The sequence below is a fragment of the Dyella sp. AtDHG13 genome, assembly GCF_003201105.1.
GTDB classification, from domain to species: domain Bacteria; phylum Pseudomonadota; class Gammaproteobacteria; order Xanthomonadales; family Rhodanobacteraceae; genus Dyella; species Dyella jiangningensis_B.
Genome location: NZ_QICJ01000003.1, coordinates 380652 through 398822, shown reverse-complemented (window position 1 = coordinate 398822; position 18171 = coordinate 380652). Strand labels below are relative to the sequence as shown.

Sequence of the window (18171 nt, the reverse complement as noted above, 5' to 3'; positions counted from 1 at the left end):
CAGGATTCATGAGCCGCCCGCCCGGCAAACCCGGGCAGGACGAAAGGATTGATGATACTAGGGTCAGCGGGGTATCCCAAACGCCGCGCCGCCGCAGGTTCCTGCCGGCCTCGGCATGCGGTTCTCCCGGATGGGCGAACGCCGCGAACTCCCCCAACATCATCGTCCCGACCAAGGAGTGGCGGCGGGTTCCGGGGCTTTCAAGGGCGCCGCGGGCGCCCTAAGAATCCACTCAGCGATGGTTCTTCACAAAGGCCAGCGGATTGACCACGCGGCCCTTGTACCAGACCTCGAAATGCACGTGCGAACCGGTCGAGCGGCCGGTGGAACCCGCCTCGGAGATCACGTCGCCCACATGGACGCGCTGGCCGGGATGGACTTCCAGCCTGCTGTTGTGGGCATAGCGGGTCATGTAGCCGTTGCCGTGGTCGATCTCGATGACCTCGCCGTAGCCGGTGCGGTCGCCCGCATAGGTGACCATGCCTTCGGCCACGGCGTGGACCGGCGTGCCCTTGGGCGCGGAGATGTCGAGGCCGGTGTGGTAGGCGCTATGACCGCTGAACGGGTCCGGGCGACCGCCGAAATAGGAGGAAATGTAGCCTTCGACCGGCATCCCGGTGGGCTTGAGATTGGATTCGATCTTGGCATCCAGCAACAGGCTCTGCAGCGCCGAAAGCTGCGCCTGCTGGCTGTCGAACTGGTTTGCGAGCTGGTTGATACTGGTATCGAGGTTCTGCGGCAGCGCGTAGCCGTTGTCCGAGGCATCCTCCACACCACCGACCGCGGGCTGCTCATCGAAATTGAACTCGCCGTCGTCGAGCTTGCCGACCTGGGTCAGGCGCTCGCCAAGGGCGTTGAGGCGAGTGGACTGCGCCTGCAACTGGCCGAGCTTCACGGCCAGGGCGTCGATGTCGCGCTGGGAATCCTTGCGGATGCCGGCCAGTTGCTCGTTCTGCTGCTGCACCTGCTGGCGCAGGCGGCGGATTTCCGACAATGCCCTGTCGTGCGGACTGGCCACCACCATGGCGACCGCGCCGCCGAGTCCCGCACATCCCAGGATCGCCACGGCGGCCAGCCCCATCAGGCGATAGCGCAGGCGCCGGTCGGCGAGATTGAAGGTTTTGGGCACCTTTTGGGTGCGGGACACAAGTATGATTTGCATGTTGTTCTACGTCAGAAGATGTCGGCATCCATGCAGCGCGACGACTCCAAACCCTCTCGCCGCACCGGTTCCGGACTCAAGGCCATCACCGAGTTCGGCCCCATTGCCTCACTGGCCCGCAAAGCCCGTGAGCTGGATGCGTTGGATCGCGCACTGCGCCAGACGTTACCGTCACCACTCCGCGAGCAGGTTCGTTTCGCCAACCTGCAAGACGGCCGCCTCGTTTTCCTGGCTCCCTCATCGGCTCTGGCCGCTAGGCTGCGCCTACTCCAGGCGCAAATCCTCTCGACCGCACGCGCCGTAGGCACGTACGCCTATTCAGTCACCGTGAAAGTGGCCCCCCCTCCACCGACAGAAATCGTGCCGGATCGGTCAAAACCGCTTTCGCCAGCCGCCGCCTCTCACCTGAGAGTCGCCGCGGCCTCAACCACAGACCCCGAATTGCGGGAACTGTTCCTCGAGTTGGCGTCCATCGCCGAAGTTTCTGATTCCCAATCCGGCGAAACCCGCTGAAGCTGGGTTCCGTCGCACTCAACAGCGGCACATCCCTGACACCGACCCTACGATCGGTGCGCATGGGTTTATACCACGCCCCCACGGACCTGACAGACCCCGATGTCATCAGTACGTGAACAGCTGCCGAGAGAAGGCGGGAGATATATCACAAAACAAACGGCCGCGTCTTTGAGACGCGGCCGTTCGATTTGTTCAGGTTTGTCGAGGACTTGGCCGAGCCGTGAGGCTCAGATCGCCTGCGCCGGGTGGGCGTAGGAGATCGGCGAGGTCGCCGGATCGTCCGCGAAGCTGACCTCTTCCCAGGCCGAGGCATCGGCCATCAGGGTGCGCAGGAGCTTGTTGTTGAGCTCATGGCCCGACTTGTGGGCGTAGTACGCACCGACCAGGCTGTGGCCCAGCAGGTAGAGGTCGCCGATCGCGTCCAGGATCTTGTGCTTCACGAACTCGTCTTCATAGCGAAGGCCGTCTTCGTTGAGCACGCGGTAGTCGTCGAGCACTACGGCGTTGTCCATCGAGCCGCCGAGCGCGAGGTTGTGTTCGCGCAGCATTTCGATGTCGCGCATGAAACCGAAGGTGCGGGCGCGGCTCACTTCCTTCACGAAGGACGTGGTGGAGAAGTCGATCTCCGCCTTGGAGGTGCGCTTGCTGATGATCGGGTGGTTGAACTCGATCGAGAAGCCGACCTTGAAGCCTTCGAACGGCTCGAAGCTGGCCCACTTGTCGCCTTCCTGCACCTTGATCGGCTTCTTGATGCGGATAAAGCGCTTGGGAGCGTTCTGCTCTTCGATGCCCGCGGACTGCAGCAGGAACACGAAGGGACCGGCGCTGCCGTCCATGATCGGCACTTCCGGCGCGGAAAGGTCGACATAGGCATTGTCGATGCCGAGGCCGGCCATCGCGGAGAGCAGATGCTCCACCGTCGAGACGCGCACGTCGCCATTGACGAGCGTGGTCGACAGGCGCGTGTCGCCGACGTTGTCGGGGCGCGCATGGATTTCGACCGGCGGATTCAGATCGGTACGGCGGAACACGATGCCCGTATTCGGGGCAGCGGGACGAAGCGTCATGTACACCTTGTCGCCGGTATGCAGACCGACGCCTGTGGCGCGAATGATGTTCTTGAGCGTACGCTGCTTGATCATTTTTTTGGTACCTGTAAGGGGCAGCAGCCAAATTAGGGAACGGATGCTAACACAGTCTTAACCTGTGAAAAGGCGATCCGCGCCACACACACTGTTCACCCTTTCATGCTCCTTTCATTCATGAATGAGATTCATTCATGGGGTGCGCAGCATTTTCCAAGAACTTTCAATGACTTGACTGACGCACGACGCCCCGGACCGGGACGGGATCCGGTCTCGGGGCGTCGGACCAGCCTGGATTCACTTCCTGGCCGGTCATGCTCATCCGTGAAGCATGGCCCTACATCGCGAGAACAAGCGCCGGAACAGCGTCAGTCAAGCCGCCCACTGCCTACAAAGGCAGGGAAAGCGGGCTCGGGCAAGGGTTCCGCCGGGGCGGATCCCATGCGCGATTCGTTACTGACAAGTGAAACCGGCCGTTTGTTCAATTTTTCTTCAAATTATTTGCCCTGTCAGCTTGTTCAGTCCGCCTGGCGACGCAGGAAGGCCGGGATGTCCAGGTAGTCGAAGCTCGGATCGGCGCTCTTGGCCTGGCTGCTGGCCTCGACGCGGCTGGTCGTGGTGGCTTCGGGCTGGGCGTAGTCGACCACTTCGTTGCCGGTGCCGGTGCGCAGCACGACCGGACGCGGACGCTGGCGCATTTCCACCTGCTGGGTGACCACCGGGCGCTGCGGCTGGCGGGCGGCGGCGCGGTTGAGGCCGGTGGCCACCACCGTGACGCGCACGTCGTCCTGCATTTCCGGGTCGAGCGAGGTACCCATCACCACGGTGGCGTCTTCGCTGGCGAAGTCGTGGATGACGCGGCCGATCTCGTCGAACTCGCGCATGGTCAGGTTCGGGCCGGCGGTGACGTTCACCAGGATGCCGCAGGCGCCGTTGAGGTTGATGTCATCCAGCAGCGGGTTGTTGATGGCGGCTTCGGCGGCGGCCTGGGCGCGATCGTCGCCGCGCGCGGTGCCCGAACCCATCATGGCCATGCCCATTTCGGACATCACGGTGCGCACGTCGGCGAAGTCGACGTTGATCAGGCCCGGAGCGGTGATCAGGTCGGCAATGCCCTGCACGGCGCCGAGCAGCACGTCGTTGGCGGCCTTGAACGCATTAAGAAGCGTCACTTCGCGACCCAGCACCGAAAGCAGCTTCTCGTTCGGCACGGTGATCAGCGAGTCGACGTGCTGCGACAGGTCCTCGATGCCCTTGGCGGCGACCTGCATGCGGCGGCGGCCTTCGAAGGGGAACGGCTTGGTGACCACGGCCACGGTGAGGATGCCCTTCTCCTTGGCGAGCTGGGCCACCACCGGCGCCGCGCCGGTGCCGGTGCCACCGCCCATGCCAGCGGTGATGAACACCATGTCGGCGCCTTCGAGCATCTCCTCGATGCGCTCGCGGTCTTCCAGCGCGGCCTGGCGACCCACTTCCGGGTTGGCGCCGGCGCCCAGGCCCTTGGTCACATTGGCACCCAGCTGCAGGTGCGTACGAGAACTGCAGGTCTTCATGGCCTGCGAGTCGGTGTTGGCGACGACGAATTCGACGCCTTCGATGTTTGCATTGAGCATGTGGGCCACGGCATTACCGCCGCCGCCGCCTACGCCGATGACCTTGATGACTGCATTCGGTGCGAGTTTTTCGATCAGTTCAAACATTTCCCGTCCTCCGTAGAGCTTCGTTGTCGTTGTAACCGCAGGTGTCGACATTCCAGTCGCCCCTTGGTGGTGGACGAACATCCATTCGTCCTGGGCGGAGCCTCCTGCCCCGCCCGCAAATCAGAAATTCTTGGTGATCCAGCCGCGCAGCTTGTCGACCAGGCCGCCGACGCTGCCGCCGCTCGGCCCGCTCACGCGCATGCCGCCGGAGCGCGCGCCATGCAGCAGCAGGCCCACGCCGGTGGAATGCAGCGGATTGGAAACGACCTCGCCCAGGCCCGAGACGTGCTGCGGCACGCCCACGCGCACCATCTTGTGGAAGATCTCCTCGGCCAGTTCCAGCGCACCTTCCATGCGCGAGGCACCGCCGGTGAGCACCACGCCCGCCGCCACCAGGCTTTCGTAACCGGAGCGGCGCAGCTCGTCCTGCACCATCTCGAAGATTTCCTCGTAGCGCGCCTGCACCGACTGCGCCAGCGACTGGCGCGCCAGGCGGCGCGGCGGACGATCGCCCACGCTGGGCACCTGGATGGTTTCCTCGGCGTGCGCCAGTTGCGCCAGCGCGCAGGCGTACTTGATCTTGATCTCCTCCGCGTGCGCGGTCGGCGTGTGCACGCCGTAGGCGATGTCGTTGGTGACCTGGTCGCCGCCCACCGGCAGCGACTTGGTGTAGCGGATCGCGCCCTGCGTGTAGATGGAGATGTCCGTGGTGCCCGCGCCGATGTCGACCAGGCACACGCCCAGCTCGCGCTCGTCGTCGGTCAGCACTGACTTGGCGCTGGCCACGGCCGAGGGCACCAGCTCGTCCACGGTCAGGCCGCAGCGCTGGATGCACTTGCTGATGTTCTGCACCGCCGCAGCGGCGCCGGTGACCAGGTGCACGCTCGCCTCCAGGCGCACACCGCTCATGCCCACCGGCGAGCGGATGCCGTCCTGGCCGTCGATGCGGTACTCCTGCGACTCCTTATAAAGAACCTTGCGGTCGGCCGGGATGGCCACCGCGCTGGCCGCCTCCAGCACCTGCTCCAGGTCGCCCGGCGTCACTTCGCGATCGCGGATCGCGGCGGTACCGTGGGAGTTCTTGGTTTCCAGATGGCTGCCCGAGATCGACGCGTAGACCGAGCGGATGTCGCAGCCCGCCATCAGCTCCGCCTCTTCCACGGCGCGCTGGATGGAGTGCACGGTCGACTCGATGTCGACCACCGAGCCGCGCTTCATGCCGCGCGATACGTGCGTGCCGATGCCGATCACTTCGATCGGTTCGCCCGGCTCGTACTCGCCGACGATCGCCACCACTTTCGAGGTGCCGATGTCGAGGCCGACCACCAGTTGCTTGTCGTTCTTGGTCTTCATGTGCGGGGTGAGCCTCCAGCGTTCACGGTGCTCGCCTGGGGCGGCCATCGAACGGCAAATCCATTGGTATAACGAAGATCGGCATAGGCGAAGCCATCGGAATGACCCGCCATGAGCTGTGGGTAGACGTCGAGGAAACGGCGCAGGCGGCGACCGGCCTGGTCGCGGTCGCCGATGATGATCTGCGCACCGCTGCTCGTGGTGAGGCTCCAGCTGCCGCGCTCGGTGAGCGAGACGCCGGTGATTTTCAGTTTGGTGTTGGCGAAGGCCTTCTGCGTTTCCGCGTAGAAGCTCACCACCTCGGCCAGGCGCGCATCGGGGCCGCGCAGGTCGGGCAGGTCCGTGTTGGCGGACACGTCAGGCACGTCGAACACCAGGCCCTGGCGGCTGATCAGTTGCTTCTCGTTCCAGCGCGCGAACGGCTGGCGTTCGTAGATGCGCAGGATCAGCGTGTCGGGCCAGCGCTTGCGCGCTTCCACCGATTCCACCCAGGGCAAGGCGGCCACGGCCTTCTGCACGCCATCGATGTCGAGCGCGAAGAACCCCTTGCCGAGGCGCGGCATGACGACCGAACGGAGCTCGTCCTCGGTCACATGCTTGAACTCGGCTTGCACCATCAACTGGGTCACCGGCCAACGATTGGCCGCAAACCATCCGCGCAGCACGCCGACAATCGGCAGCGCCACGAGCGCGATGGCCAGAACCCAGGCGACGAGGCGGACGGTTCCCCTCACACGCCCTCCCGGAAGCTCGTCTCGAGAATGCGCCAGCACAGCGTCTGGTAATCGATGCCCGCCACCGCCGCCGCCTTGGGCACCAGCGAGTGCGAGGTCATGCCCGGCGCGGTGTTCACTTCCAGCAGCCAGTTGCGGCCCTGCTTGTCGCGCATGATGTCCACGCGGCCCCAGCCCCAGCAGGCCAGCGCATCGAACGCGCGCAGCGCCAGTTCCTGCATCTCGCGTTCGGCGTCGCCATGCAGGCCCGGGCAGATGTACTGGGTGTCTTCGGCGATGTACTTGGCGTTGTAGTCGTAGTACTCGCCCTTGGGCACGATGTTGATCGAGGACAGCACCTGCCGATGCAGGATGCCGACCGTGTATTCGCCGCCCTCGATCAGCGTTTCCATCAGCATGTCGCCGGGATAGCGCTGCGCCAGCGCCACGGCGGCATCGAGGTCTTCTTCCTTGAACACGCGGGTGACGCCCACGCTAGAGCCTTCCCACGCCGGCTTCACGATCAGCGGAAAGCCGATCTCGCGCGCGGCGGCGTGCACGTCCGCGCCGCGCGGCAGCGCCTTGAACTTCGGCGTGGGCAGGCCGAGGGCCTGCCACACCAGCTTGGCGCGGATCTTGTCGAGCGACAGCGCCGAACCCAGCACGCCCGAGCCGGTGAACGGAATGCGCAACGACTGCAGCGCACCCTGCAGCTCGCCGTTCTCGCCGCCACCGCCGTGCAGGATGTTGAACACGCGCGCGAAGTGGCCCGCGCGCACCGCATCCAGCAGCGCGGGAATGCCGTCGATGGCATGCGCATCGACGCCGCGTGCCTGCAACGCGGCCAGCACGTTGCGGCCGGAATCCAGCGAGACTTCGCGCTCGGCCGAGCTGCCGCCCATGACAACGGCGACGCGGCCAAACTGTGCGGGATCGGTCATCGTCTTGCTCATGCTTTGCTCGTCTTGAGTTGGCCGGCCTGCGCCAGTTCCACCGCCGCCGCGCCGATATCGCCGGCGCCCAGCAGCAGCAACAGGTCGCCGTCGCGCAGCAGCGCAGGCAGCGTGTCCTTCAGTTCACGGGGGTGGTCCACCAGCACCGGATCGACCTTGCCGCGCGCACGCACGGCACGCGCCAGCGCGCGGCCGTCGGCACCCGCGATCGGTGCCTCGCCGGCCGGATAGACGTCCGTCAGCACCAGCACGTCGGCTTCCGCCAGTACGTTGGCGAAGTCGTCCAGCAGATCGCGCGTGCGGCTGTAGCGGTGCGGCTGGAAGCCGACCACCAGGCGCCGATCCGGCCAGCCGCCACGCGCGGCGGCGAACACCGCGGCCAGCTCGCGCGGATGGTGGCCGTAGTCGTCCACCAGCAGGGCCGTGCCCTGGTCCAGCGCGATTTCACCGCGACGGTGGAAGCGGCGTCCCACGCCCTGGAAGCTCTGCAGCGCATGCGCGATCGCCTCGGCTTCCACGCCCAGCTGCCAGCCGATGGTGGCGGCGGCGAGCGCGTTGAGCACGTTGTGGCGGCCCGGCAGGTTGAGCTTCACGTGCAGCGGCTCGTTGCGGCCCGGCAGCCACAGTTCGAAGTGCATCTCGAAACCGTGCTGCGAGAGATTGCTCGCGCGCACGTCCGCATCTTTCGTTTCGATGCCGTAGGTCATCACGCGGCGCGTGGTGGACTTGGCGAGCTCCGCCACTTCCGGATCGTCCACGCACAGCACGGCCAGGCCATAGAACGGCAGGCGGTGCAGGAAGTCGCTGAAGGCCTTCTTCACCAGCGCGAAATCGCCCTGGTAGTTCTCCAGGTGATCGGCGTCGATGTTGGTGACGGCCGCGATCACCGGCGAGAGCATCAGGAAGGAACCGTCCGACTCGTCCGCTTCGGCCACGATGTACTGGCCGGTGCCCAGTCGCGCATTGGCGCCCGCGGCATTGAGCTGGCCGCCAATGACGAAGGTGGGGTCGTAGTTGGCTTCCGCCAGCACGCTGGCGACCAGGCTCGTCGTCGTGGTCTTGCCGTGCGTGCCCGCGATGGCCACGCCACGGCGGAAGCGCATCAGCTCACCCAGCATCTCCGCGCGCGGCACCACCGGGATGCGCGCCGCGCGGGCCGCCTGCAGCTCCGGGTTGTCCGCATTGATGGCGCTGGAGGTCACCACCACGTCGGCATCACCGATATGTTCGGCGGCATGGCCCACGTGCACCACGATGCCCAGGCTGGCGAGGCGCTGCGCGGTGGGCGAGTTGGAACGGTCGGAGCCGGAGACCGCATAGCCGAGGTTGTGCAGCACTTCGGCAATGCCGCTCATGCCCACGCCGCCGATGCCGATGAAGTGCACGCGGCGGAAAGTGGTCATCAAGTCCTCATGCGCGAGCAGGCGACGCGGCGTCATGCGGCCACCTCCACGCAGGCGCGTGCGATCACATCCGCGGCATCGGGCTTGGCCAGCGTGCGCGCGGCCTCGCCCATCGCGATCATGCGTTCGCGATCATCCAGCAACGCTTCCAGGCGCTGCGCCAACTGCTGTACGTCCAGATCCTTCTCCTGAATCAATTCGGCCGCATGCGCGGCGACCAGCGCCTCCGCATTGCGGGTCTGGTGGTCATCCACCGCATAAGGGAACGGCACGAGCACGGCGCCGAGCCCGGCCGCCGTGAGCTCGGCCAGCGTCAGCGCGCCGGCACGGCAGACGGCGAGGTCTGCCCATGCGTAGGTGCCGGCCATGTCTTCGATAAATGGCACGATCTGCGCTTCGACGCCCACCTTGGCGTATGCGGCGCGAGCTTCGTCGATGCCGCGGTTGCCGCACTGGTGCAGCACTTCGGGCCGCTGCGCCGGCGACATCAGGGCAAGCGCCTGCGGCAAGGCGATATTGAGTGCGCGCGCGCCGAGGCTGCCGCCAAGCACCAGCAGGCGCGGACGGCCGGTGCGGCCGGCCATGCGCTCGCGCGGGGCCGGCAATGCGGCGATGGCGCCGCGCACCGGGTTGCCCACCCATTCGGCGTTCGGCAGCGTGTCGTTGAAGCCTTCGAGCACGCGCTGCGCGTAACCGGCGAGCTTGCGGTTGGTGAAGCCAGCGACGCGATTCTGTTCGTGCACCAGCAAGGGGCAGCGCGTCATGCGTGCCGCCACGCCGCCGGGACCAGCCACATAGCCGCCCATCGACAACACGCTGCGCGGGTTGATCCGGCGCAACGCGGACAGCGAGGAGAACAGCGCACGCGCCAGCATCAGCGGCGCCATCAGGCGCGTCTTCAAGCCCTTGCCGCGCAGGCCGCCGACCGGCACGGTCACCAGTTCGATGCCGTGCGCCGGCACCACCTTGGTTTCCATACCACCTTCGGCGCCAAGCCACACCACCGGCACGCCTTGCGCGCGCAGCGCTTCGGCCACGGCCAGGCCGGGAAAGATATGACCGCCGGTGCCACCGGCCATGATCAGCACGGGCTGCTGCGCATTCATGCGGTCACCGCCTCGCGCACAGGCGCGACAGCTGCGTTGGCGTCCGGCACGGCGTTGGCCGGCATGCGCGCGGCCATCTGGCGCGCATCGATGGCGCGGTTGATTTCGTACGTGGTACGCAGCAGCACGCCCGCCATCGCGCAGGTCAGCACGATGGACGAGCCGCCGTAGCTGATCAGCGGCAAGGTCAGGCCCTTGGTCGGCAACGCACCGAGATTCACGCCGATGGACACCATCGCCTGCAGGCCGATCATCAGCGAGATGCCGCAGGCCACGTAGCCGGCGAAGCGCTGGCCGAGTTCCATGCCCTTGACGCCCAGGTACAGGCCCCGGCCCACGGCGAGGCCGAACAGGCTCATCACGACCAGGATGCCGACCAGGCCGAACTCCTCGGAGATCACGGCAAAGATGAAGTCGGTATGCGCTTCGGGCAGGTACGACAGCTTCAGCACACTCGAGCCCAGACCCACGCCCGTCCACTCGCCACGGCCGATCGCCATCAGCGACTGCGTGAGCTGGAAACCGTCGTTGAAGGGATCGGCCCAGGGATCGACGAACGAGGTCAGGCGACGCATGCGGTACGGCTCGAACTTCGCCACAAACCACAGCAGCGCCACCACCGGCAGGCCCATGCCACCCAGGTACACCGGCTTGGCGCCGCCCAGCCAGATCATGCCGATGGTCACCGCGATCATCAGCGTGGCCGAACCGAAGTCCGGCTGCGCGAGCAGCAGCACCACGAACATGCCCGCCACCATGATCGGCTTGAACAGGCCCCAGAAACTGGTTTCCACGCTCTCGCGATGGCGCACGAGATAGCTGGCCGTGTAGATGACCAGGATCAGCTTCACCGCTTCCACCGGCTGGAAGCTGGTGATGCGGAAGTTGAGCCAGCGATGCGCGCCATTGAGCCGCATGCCGATGCCCGGCACGAACACCAGCAACAGCAGCACGACGGCGCCGGCGAACAGCAGATAGGCGTGCTTCTCCAGCAGCTTCAGTTCCGTGCGCATCGCAAAGCTCGCGAGCACCACGCCAAGGGTAAGGAACAGCAGATGGCGCTTGAGGAAGTAGAACGCACCGATGTGCTGGCTCTCGGCCACGGCGATCGAACTGGAGGCCACCATCACGACGCCCACGCAGGCCAGACCGACGAGCGCGATCACCAGCAGCATGTCGAAGCTGCCGCGGGGACCCTGTCGCCGTTTTGCCTGAGTGGTGTCGAAGAGCATGTCAGCGCACCTTCAACGTAGCGAGGCCAATGAGCACCAGCACGACGCTGATGATCCAGAAGCGCACGATCACGCGCGGTTCCGGCCAGCCCTTGAGTTCGAAATGATGGTGAATGGGCGCCATGCGGAACACGCGCTTGCCCGTCAGCTTGAAGCTGGCGACCTGGATCATCACCGAGGCGGTTTCCATCACGAACACGCCGCCCATCACCAGCAGTACGATCTCCTGGCGCACGATCACCGCGATGGCGGCCAGCGCTGCGCCGATGGCGAGCGCGCCGACGTCACCCATGAACACCTGCGCGGGATAGGTGTTGAACCACAGGAAGCCCAGGCCCGCGCCGGATAGCGCGCCACAGAAGATGGCCAGCTCGCCCGCGCCGGGAATGGAGGGAATGCCCAGGTATTCGGAGAACACGCGGTTGCCGGCGAGATAGGCGAACACACCCAGCGCGCCGGAGACGAGCACGGTTGGCATGATGGCGAGGCCATCCAGGCCGTCGGTGAGGTTCACCGCGTTGGAGAAGCCCACGATCATGAAGTAGGCCACCACCACGAACAGGATGCCGAGCGGAATCGCCACCTGCTTGAACAGCGGCACATATAGCGCGGTTTCCGCCACCGGCACCGTGCCCGTCGCCTGCGGCGCGGTGTAGTAGAGGAACAGCGCGGCGGCCAGGCCGAACACCGACTGCCAGAAATACTTCCAGCGCGAGGCAAGGCCGCGGCTGTCCTTGAGCACCAGCTTCTTGTAATCGTCGTAGAAACCGATCACGCCGAAGCTCAGCAGCACGGCCAGCACCAGCCATACATAGCGGTTATGCAGGTCGGTCCACAGGATGGTGGACACGGTGACGGCGAGCAGGATCATCACGCCGCCCATGGTCGGCGTGCCGGCCTTGGACAGATGCGTCTGCGGGCCGTCCTTGCGCACCACCTGGCCAGCCTTGAGATCCGCCAGCTTCTGGATCAGCGCCGGACCGAACAGCAGCGACATCGCCAGCGCGGTGAGCGCGGCCATGATCGTGCGGAACGTGATGTACTGGAACAGATGCAGGGCGGTGAAGTGCCGTGCCATCCAGTCTGCGAGTTCAAGCAGCATCGGATGCGCCCTCCCCTTTTCCCTTGTTGTCGCGAAGTGCGGCAACGACCTGATCCATGCCGGCGGAACGCGAGCCCTTGATCAGGCACGTGACGCCGCCGTGCAGTTGTTGCCTGAGCGCCGCGACCAGCGCGGCCTTGTCGGCGAAATGCTCGCCGCGATCGCCAAACGCCTTCACCGCCGACGCGCTGAGCGGGCCGACGGCGAAGATGCGGTCGATGCCGTGCTTGCGGGCGCGCTCGCCGATGCCCGCGTGCAGCGCGGCGGCGTTGTCGCCCAACTCCGCCATGTCGCCCAGCACCAGCCAGCGCTCGCCCTGGGCGAGAGCCAGGGTGTCGATGGCGGCGCCGACGGAACCCGGATTGGCGTTGTAGCTGTCGTCGATCAGCGTCCAGCCGCCTGTCATGCTTTCGAGCTGCAACCGCCCGGCCACGCCCGGCACCTGCTCCAGCCCTTCCACGATGGTGTCGAGCGGCACGTCCAGCGCCAACGCAATGGATGCGGCGGCCATCGCATTGGCGATGTTGTGGCGGCCAGCCAGCGGCAGATGCACGTCGGCGTCGCCCACCGGCGTGCTCAGCACGAAGTGCGAGCCGTCCACGCGCTGGTCGATGATTTCGGCGCCGACGTCCGCCTTGTGATTGAGCGCAAAGCGCAGCTGGCGACGCGAACCGGCCAACCCCGTGAAGAAGCTGGCGAACGCATCGTCCGCATTGATGATCGCCACACCGTCCACCGGCAGCGCCTGGTACAGCGCGCCCTTGGTCTCGGCCACGCCTTCCACGCTGCCCATGCGCTCAAGATGCGCCGGCGCGATGGTGTTCACGAGGCCGATATCAGGCCGCGCGATGGCGGCGAGATAAGCGATGTCGCCCGGCTTGCCCGCGCCCATTTCCAGCACCGCGTACTCGGTGTCCTGCGGCATCGCCAGCAGGGTCAGCGGCAGGCCCAGCTCGTTGTTGTAGTTGCCGGCATTCACGTGCGTGCGGCCGTGGCGCGACAGGATCGACGCCGTCAGCGTCTTCACCGTGGTCTTGCCGTTGGAGCCGGTGATGCCGATCACGCGCACGTTGCTCTGCGCGCGCACGGCGCTCGCCAGGTCGCCCAACGCCAGCGCCGTGTCGTCTACTACCACCTGCGGCAGCGGCGAGTCGATCTTGCGTGTGACCAGCGCCGCCACGGCGCCACGCGCCTGCGCGTCGGCCAGGAAATCATGGCCGTCGACGCGTTCGCCCTTGATGGCGACGAACAGATCGCCCAGCCGCACCTTGCGGGTATCGATAGCCACGCCGGTCACATCCGCGTCGCCACCCACGAGATGGCCGCGGGTCCACAGCGCGATGGCGCTCAAGCGCATCATGCGCGTACCTCCAGCGCCTGGCGTGCGACCGCCAGGTCATCGAACGGGCGCTTGCCGTGCGCGCCTTCCTGATAGGTCTCGTGACCCTTGCCGGCGATCAGCACCACGTCACCCGGCTGTGCCGAGGACAGCGCGAATGCGATGGCCTTGGCGCGATCACGCTCCACCATGGCCAGGTCCGGCTGGCGAAGTCCGGCCACGATCTGCGCCACGATGACGTCACCGTCTTCGCCACGCGGATTGTCGTCGGTGACGACGATGCGATCCGCCAGCCGCTCAGCGATGGCGCCCATCTGCGGACGCTTGCCCGCATCACGCTCGCCGCCGCAGCCGAACACGCAGATCAACCGGCCTTCGCAGTGCGCGCGCAACGCGGTGAGCGCCTGTTCCAGCGCGTCCGGCGTATGGGCGTAATCCACCACCACCAGCGGCAAGCCGGAAACGCCACCGAGGCGGTTCATGCGGCCGTTGATGGGTTCCAGTGCCTCGACCGCCGCCACGATGCGCTCGAACGGTGCGCCCAGCGCGCCCAGGCAGGCGATCACGGCGAGCAGGTTGGCCACGTTGAAGCGGCCCAGCAGGCGGCTGCGGATGGCATGGCTGCCCCACGGCGTCTGCAGGTCGAAGGCAAGGCCTTCCGCCGAGGTGACCACGCGAACGGCGCGAACGTCGGCATCCGGGTTGCCCTCGGCGCTCAGGCGCAGCGCGCGCACGCCCTGCGGCAGCCGGTGCGCCAGCGTGCGGCCGAAGGCATCATCGATATTGATGGCGGCCGCGTCCAGCGTGGACCACGCGAACAGCTTGGCCTTGGCTTCGCCGTAGGCTTCCATGCTGCCGTGGTAATCGAGGTGATCGCGCGTCAGGTTGGTGAACGCGGCGACGTCGAACGCGACCGCCGCCACGCGCCCCTGCTCCAGCGCATGCGAGGAGACTTCCATCGCCACGTGCGTCGCGCCCTCGTCGCGGAACGAGGCGAGCAGGCCCTGCACGTTGATCGCATCCGGCGTGGTGCGCTCGCCTTCCTGCAGCTTCCCGTGCAGACCCGCGCCCAGCGTGCCGATGGTGGCGGCGCGGTGGCCCAGATGTTCCAGCGCCTGCGCCAGCAGTTGCACCGTCGAGGTCTTGCCGTTGGTGCCCGTCACGCCGATCACGCGCAGCGACTCGGACGGACGTCCAAAGAAGCGCGAGGCGATTTCGCTCACCTTGCCGTGCAGGCCATCCACCCACAGCACAGGCACGTCGATGCCGTCGACATGGGCTGCCGGCGCCTCGGCCAGCACCACGCGCGCGCCGCGCTCGACGGCGCCGCGCGCAAACGCGATGCCGTGCTCGCGCGTGCCGCGCAAGGCGAAGAACGCATCGCCCGGGCGCACCTGGCGCGAATCGAGCGTGAGCCCTGAAACGACGATATCGCCGACACCTGGGGTCTCGGCGATGCCATGGAGCAGCTGATCGAGGCGCGCGGTCATGGTGTCGCCCCCTCGATCGGCGCGTCATCCACTTGTTCCACCGTGGGCTGCTTGCTGCTGGTCAAACCATTCTGTCCTTGCAAAGGCCCGCCGACATACCAGCGGCCGATGTTGTCTGGAGGCACGTCCATCAATCGCAGCGCGCCATCCATGACCTTGGAGAAGACCGGACCGGACACCAGCGCGCCGTAATAGCTGCCTTTCTTCGGGTTATCGATCACCACCACCGCCGCCATGCGCGGATTGGTCGCCGGCACGATGCCGGCGAAGGCGGCGCTGTAGTTGTTCTTGGCGTAGCCGCCGGCGGTCGCCTTGTGCGCGGTGCCGGTCTTGCCGGCCACGGCGTAATTGGCGATCCACGCCCACGGCGCAGCCGTACCACCCGGCTGCGTCACCGACTCGAGCATCTGCACCAGCTGGTTGGCGATCTTGGGATCGATGATCTGCTTGGCTTCGTTGTCCGAGCCCTTCACGAAGGTGGGCAGGTGCATCACGCCGTTGTCGGCGATGGTGGCGTAGCCGTTCGCCAGCTGCAGCGGCGTGACGTTGAGGCCATAGCCGTAGGCCAGAATGGCCTTCTCCAGCATGCCCCAGCTCTTGCCGGGCTTCAGGTAACCGGAAGCTTCGCCCGGAAAGCCGCTGTTGGTGCTGGAACCGAAGCCGAACGCGCGATAGGTGTCGTACATCAGGCCGGTATCCAGCGTCATCGCGACCTTGGCGGCGCCGATGTTGCTGGACTTGGCGAGGATGCCGGTGGGCGAGAGCATGCCGTAGGCGTGCGTGTCGCGGATGTCGTGCGAGATGTAATAGAAGTGGCCGTTGCCGGTATCGATCAGCGGACTGGTCGGCGTGTACTTGCCGCTGGAAAGCGCGGCCGCCATCACGAACGGCTTGATGGTGGAGCCCGGCTCCACCACGTCGGTCATCGCGCGATTGCGGCGGCTGGACGGATTGCTGCCGCGCAAGGCGTTCGGGTTGTAGGTCGGCCAGTTGACCATGGCCAGCACTTCGCCCGTATGCACGTCGATGATCACCATGGAGCCGGAGTCGGCATCCGACTGCTCGATGGTGTTCTTCAACTCGTTATAGGCGAGGAACTGGATGCGGCGATCGATGCTGAGCGTGATGTCGCGGCCCGGCTGCGGCGCGCGCACCAGGTCGAGGTCTTCCACCACATGGCCCTGGCGATCGCGGATCACGCGCTTGCGGCCTTCCTTGCCGGCCAGCCAGTCATCGAACGCCAGCTCCAGGCCTTCCTGGCCGTGATCGTCGATATTGGTGAAGCCCAGGACGTGCGCCGTCACCGGACCGGACGGATAGAAGCGGCGGAATTCGCGCTGCCCGTTGACGCCCGGCACGCCGAGATCGAGCACCACCTGGGCCGCGTCAGGCGACATCTGGCGCTTGAGGTAGACGAACTCGCGCTCCGAACGCTGCGCCAGGTACTGCTTGAGCGCATCCGCATCCATGCCGATGGCCTTGGCCAGCGCCGGCAGCCTGTCTTCGTTGTCCAGCACTTCGGCCGGATTGGCCCAGATCGACACCACCGGCGTGGACACCGCGAGCGGCTCGCCGTTGCGGTCGAAGATGGTGCCGCGCGACACCGCGATGGGCACTTCGCGCAGGATGCGGGCGTCGGCCTGGTTCTGGTAGAAATCCTTGCGCACCACCTGCATGTCGAAGGCGCGCGCCACCAGGCCCAGCGAGGCGGCGGCAAGCACGCAGCCCACCACCAGCATGCGGCGACGGGCGCTCGGGGCCGCGGCGTGGCGGCGGGAGCTGGAGGAAGTGCGCGGGCGCGGCTTCATCGACGCACCAGCTGGATGTCTTGCGGCTTGGGATTGACCATGCCGAGCACCTGGCGCGCCTCGTCGTCCACGCGACGCGGTTCGGCCCAGGTGGCCTGTTCCAGTTCCAGCTTGCCGTACTCGATGTTGAGGTCGTCGCGCTGGTTCTGCAGGCGGGTCAGCTCGACGAACAGCACGCGGCTCTCATGGCGCGTCCACACCACGGCAATGGCGCTGGAAAGCACCGCCGCGATCAGGATGAACATGAAGAGGCCGCCGAGTACCTTCATGCGAGCTTCTCCGCCACGCGCAGCACCGCCGAGCGGGCGCGCGGATTGACGGCCAGCTCTTCTTCCGACGGAAACTGCGCCTTGCCCACCGCAGCAAGGCGGGCAGGCGCGACCGCCACCGGCGGACCGCGGCGACTGCCCTGCACGCGACCGGAATGGTCGCGGATGAACAGCTTCACGGCGCGGTCTTCCAGCGAGTGGAAGCTGATGATGGACAGGCGGCCGCCGACCTTTAGCAGGTCCAGCGCCGCGTTGAGGCCCTTGTCGAGCGCATCCAGCTCACCGTTTACGCGGATGCGCAAGGCCTGAAAGCTGCGGGTGGCCGGATGCTTGCCGGGCTCGCGGCGGCCGATCAGGCGCTCGATCAGCGCGGCCAGCTGGCCGGTGCGCGTGATGGGGTTTTCCACACGGTCTTCGACGATGGCGCGCGCGATCTTGCGACTGAAGCGCTCTTCGCCGTAGATCCACAGCACGTCGGCGATCTCTTTCTCCGACGCGTGGGCGAGGAAATCCGCCGCGCTTTCGCCCTGCGTGGTGTCCATGCGCATGTCCAGCGGCGCATCGGCCATAAAGCTGAAGCCTCGGGCGGCTTCATCGAGCTGGGGCGAGGACACGCCCAGGTCGAGCAGGATGCCGTCCAGGCCGCCGGCGGTTTCGTCCCACTCGGCCATGCTGGAGAAGTTGGCGTGGCGGATGGACACACGCGGGTCGCTGGCGAACTCGGCCTGCGCCGTGGCGATGGCGGTGGGATCGCGATCCATCAACAGCAGGCGGCCGTCGGGGCCCAGGCGCGACAGCACGGCGCGGGCGTGACCGCCGCGTCCGAAGGTGCCATCGAGATAACGCCCGCCAGCCTGCACGGCGAGACCCTCCACTGCTTCACCCAGCATCACCGGGATGTGCACTAAACGCTCGGCCATGCCGCTCGCACTCCCGCTCC

At 66.5% G+C, this 18171-nt stretch carries 16 protein-coding genes; 1 reads left to right on the top strand and 15 read right to left on the bottom strand.

Translation table 11 applies throughout. The features are described from left to right. Positions 1 to 232: 232 nt before the first annotated feature. Positions 233 to 1162, bottom strand: a complete 930-nt coding sequence (locus tag BDW41_RS07860) for a M23 family metallopeptidase (RefSeq protein WP_074545683.1) — start codon at positions 1160 to 1162, stop codon at positions 233 to 235. A gap of 30 nt (positions 1163 to 1192) precedes the next feature. Between BDW41_RS07860 and BDW41_RS07855 the strand changes: the two genes are divergently transcribed. Further along, positions 1193 to 1675, top strand: coding sequence for a DciA family protein (locus BDW41_RS07855; RefSeq protein WP_074545687.1), 483 nt, complete (start codon positions 1193 to 1195; stop codon positions 1673 to 1675). Positions 1676 to 1905: 230 nt separating this feature from the next. Here the strand turns inward: BDW41_RS07855 and lpxC are convergent, their stop codons facing one another. The 14 genes from lpxC to rsmH all read right to left on the bottom strand — a co-directional run bounded on the left by lpxC (position 1906) and on the right by rsmH (position 18151). Next, positions 1906 to 2820, bottom strand: coding sequence for a UDP-3-O-acyl-N-acetylglucosamine deacetylase (gene lpxC, locus BDW41_RS07850; protein WP_074545690.1), 915 nt, complete (start codon positions 2818 to 2820; stop codon positions 1906 to 1908). A 461-nt stretch (positions 2821 to 3281) separates the two neighbouring features. Further along, on the bottom strand, positions 3282 to 4463 hold the full coding sequence (gene ftsZ / locus BDW41_RS07845; protein WP_074545692.1) for a cell division protein FtsZ: 1182 nt from the start codon (positions 4461 to 4463) through the stop codon (positions 3282 to 3284). A 120-nt stretch (positions 4464 to 4583) separates the two neighbouring features. Continuing rightward, positions 4584 to 5816 (bottom strand): cell division protein FtsA, encoded by a 1233-nt coding sequence (ftsA, locus tag BDW41_RS07840; RefSeq protein ID WP_074545695.1) that lies wholly within the window; start codon positions 5814 to 5816, stop codon positions 4584 to 4586. Then, positions 5813 to 6550: a cell division protein FtsQ/DivIB gene (locus tag BDW41_RS07835; RefSeq protein ID WP_074545698.1), complete on the bottom strand. Its 738-nt coding sequence runs from the start codon at positions 6548 to 6550 to the stop codon at positions 5813 to 5815. The genes ftsA and BDW41_RS07835 overlap by 4 nt, the downstream gene beginning before the upstream one ends. Then, on the bottom strand, positions 6547 to 7482 hold the full coding sequence (locus BDW41_RS07830; RefSeq protein ID WP_074545702.1) for a D-alanine--D-alanine ligase: 936 nt from the start codon (positions 7480 to 7482) through the stop codon (positions 6547 to 6549). The genes BDW41_RS07835 and BDW41_RS07830 overlap by 4 nt, the downstream gene beginning before the upstream one ends. Beyond that, positions 7479 to 8921, bottom strand: a complete 1443-nt coding sequence (gene murC, locus BDW41_RS07825; RefSeq protein ID WP_074545705.1) for a UDP-N-acetylmuramate--L-alanine ligase — start codon at positions 8919 to 8921, stop codon at positions 7479 to 7481. Before murC ends, BDW41_RS07830 begins: the two co-directional genes overlap by 4 nt. Then, complete coding sequence (gene murG / locus BDW41_RS07820) at positions 8918 to 9991, bottom strand: undecaprenyldiphospho-muramoylpentapeptide beta-N-acetylglucosaminyltransferase (protein WP_074545709.1); 1074 nt, start codon at positions 9989 to 9991, stop codon at positions 8918 to 8920. The genes murC and murG overlap by 4 nt, the downstream gene beginning before the upstream one ends. Next, a complete protein-coding gene (ftsW, locus tag BDW41_RS07815) occupies positions 9988 to 11223 on the bottom strand; it encodes a putative lipid II flippase FtsW (protein ID WP_074545714.1) in 1236 nt (411 codons plus the stop codon). The genes murG and ftsW overlap by 4 nt, the downstream gene beginning before the upstream one ends. A 1-nt stretch (position 11224) precedes the next feature. Further along, the gene (gene mraY / locus BDW41_RS07810; protein ID WP_074545718.1) at positions 11225 to 12325 is read right to left on the bottom strand and encodes a phospho-N-acetylmuramoyl-pentapeptide-transferase; all 1101 of its coding nucleotides are present in this window, start codon (positions 12323 to 12325) and stop codon (positions 11225 to 11227) included. Beyond that, positions 12315 to 13685, bottom strand: a complete 1371-nt coding sequence (gene murF, locus BDW41_RS07805) for a UDP-N-acetylmuramoyl-tripeptide--D-alanyl-D-alanine ligase (RefSeq protein ID WP_074545721.1) — start codon at positions 13683 to 13685, stop codon at positions 12315 to 12317. Before murF ends, mraY begins: the two co-directional genes overlap by 11 nt. Continuing rightward, positions 13682 to 15154, bottom strand: a complete 1473-nt coding sequence (locus tag BDW41_RS07800; RefSeq protein ID WP_074545725.1) for a UDP-N-acetylmuramoyl-L-alanyl-D-glutamate--2,6-diaminopimelate ligase — start codon at positions 15152 to 15154, stop codon at positions 13682 to 13684. The genes murF and BDW41_RS07800 overlap by 4 nt, the downstream gene beginning before the upstream one ends. Beyond that, positions 15151 to 16962, bottom strand: coding sequence for a penicillin-binding protein 2 (locus BDW41_RS07795; protein ID WP_074545729.1), 1812 nt, complete (start codon positions 16960 to 16962; stop codon positions 15151 to 15153). Before BDW41_RS07795 ends, BDW41_RS07800 begins: the two co-directional genes overlap by 4 nt. Continuing rightward, the gene (ftsL, locus tag BDW41_RS07790; protein WP_074545733.1) at positions 16959 to 17231 is read right to left on the bottom strand and encodes a cell division protein FtsL; all 273 of its coding nucleotides are present in this window, start codon (positions 17229 to 17231) and stop codon (positions 16959 to 16961) included. The genes BDW41_RS07795 and ftsL overlap by 4 nt, the downstream gene beginning before the upstream one ends. Further along, positions 17228 to 18151: a 16S rRNA (cytosine(1402)-N(4))-methyltransferase RsmH gene (rsmH, locus tag BDW41_RS07785; RefSeq protein WP_074545738.1), complete on the bottom strand. Its 924-nt coding sequence runs from the start codon at positions 18149 to 18151 to the stop codon at positions 17228 to 17230. The genes ftsL and rsmH overlap by 4 nt, the downstream gene beginning before the upstream one ends. Positions 18152 to 18171: the final 20 nt, after the last annotated feature.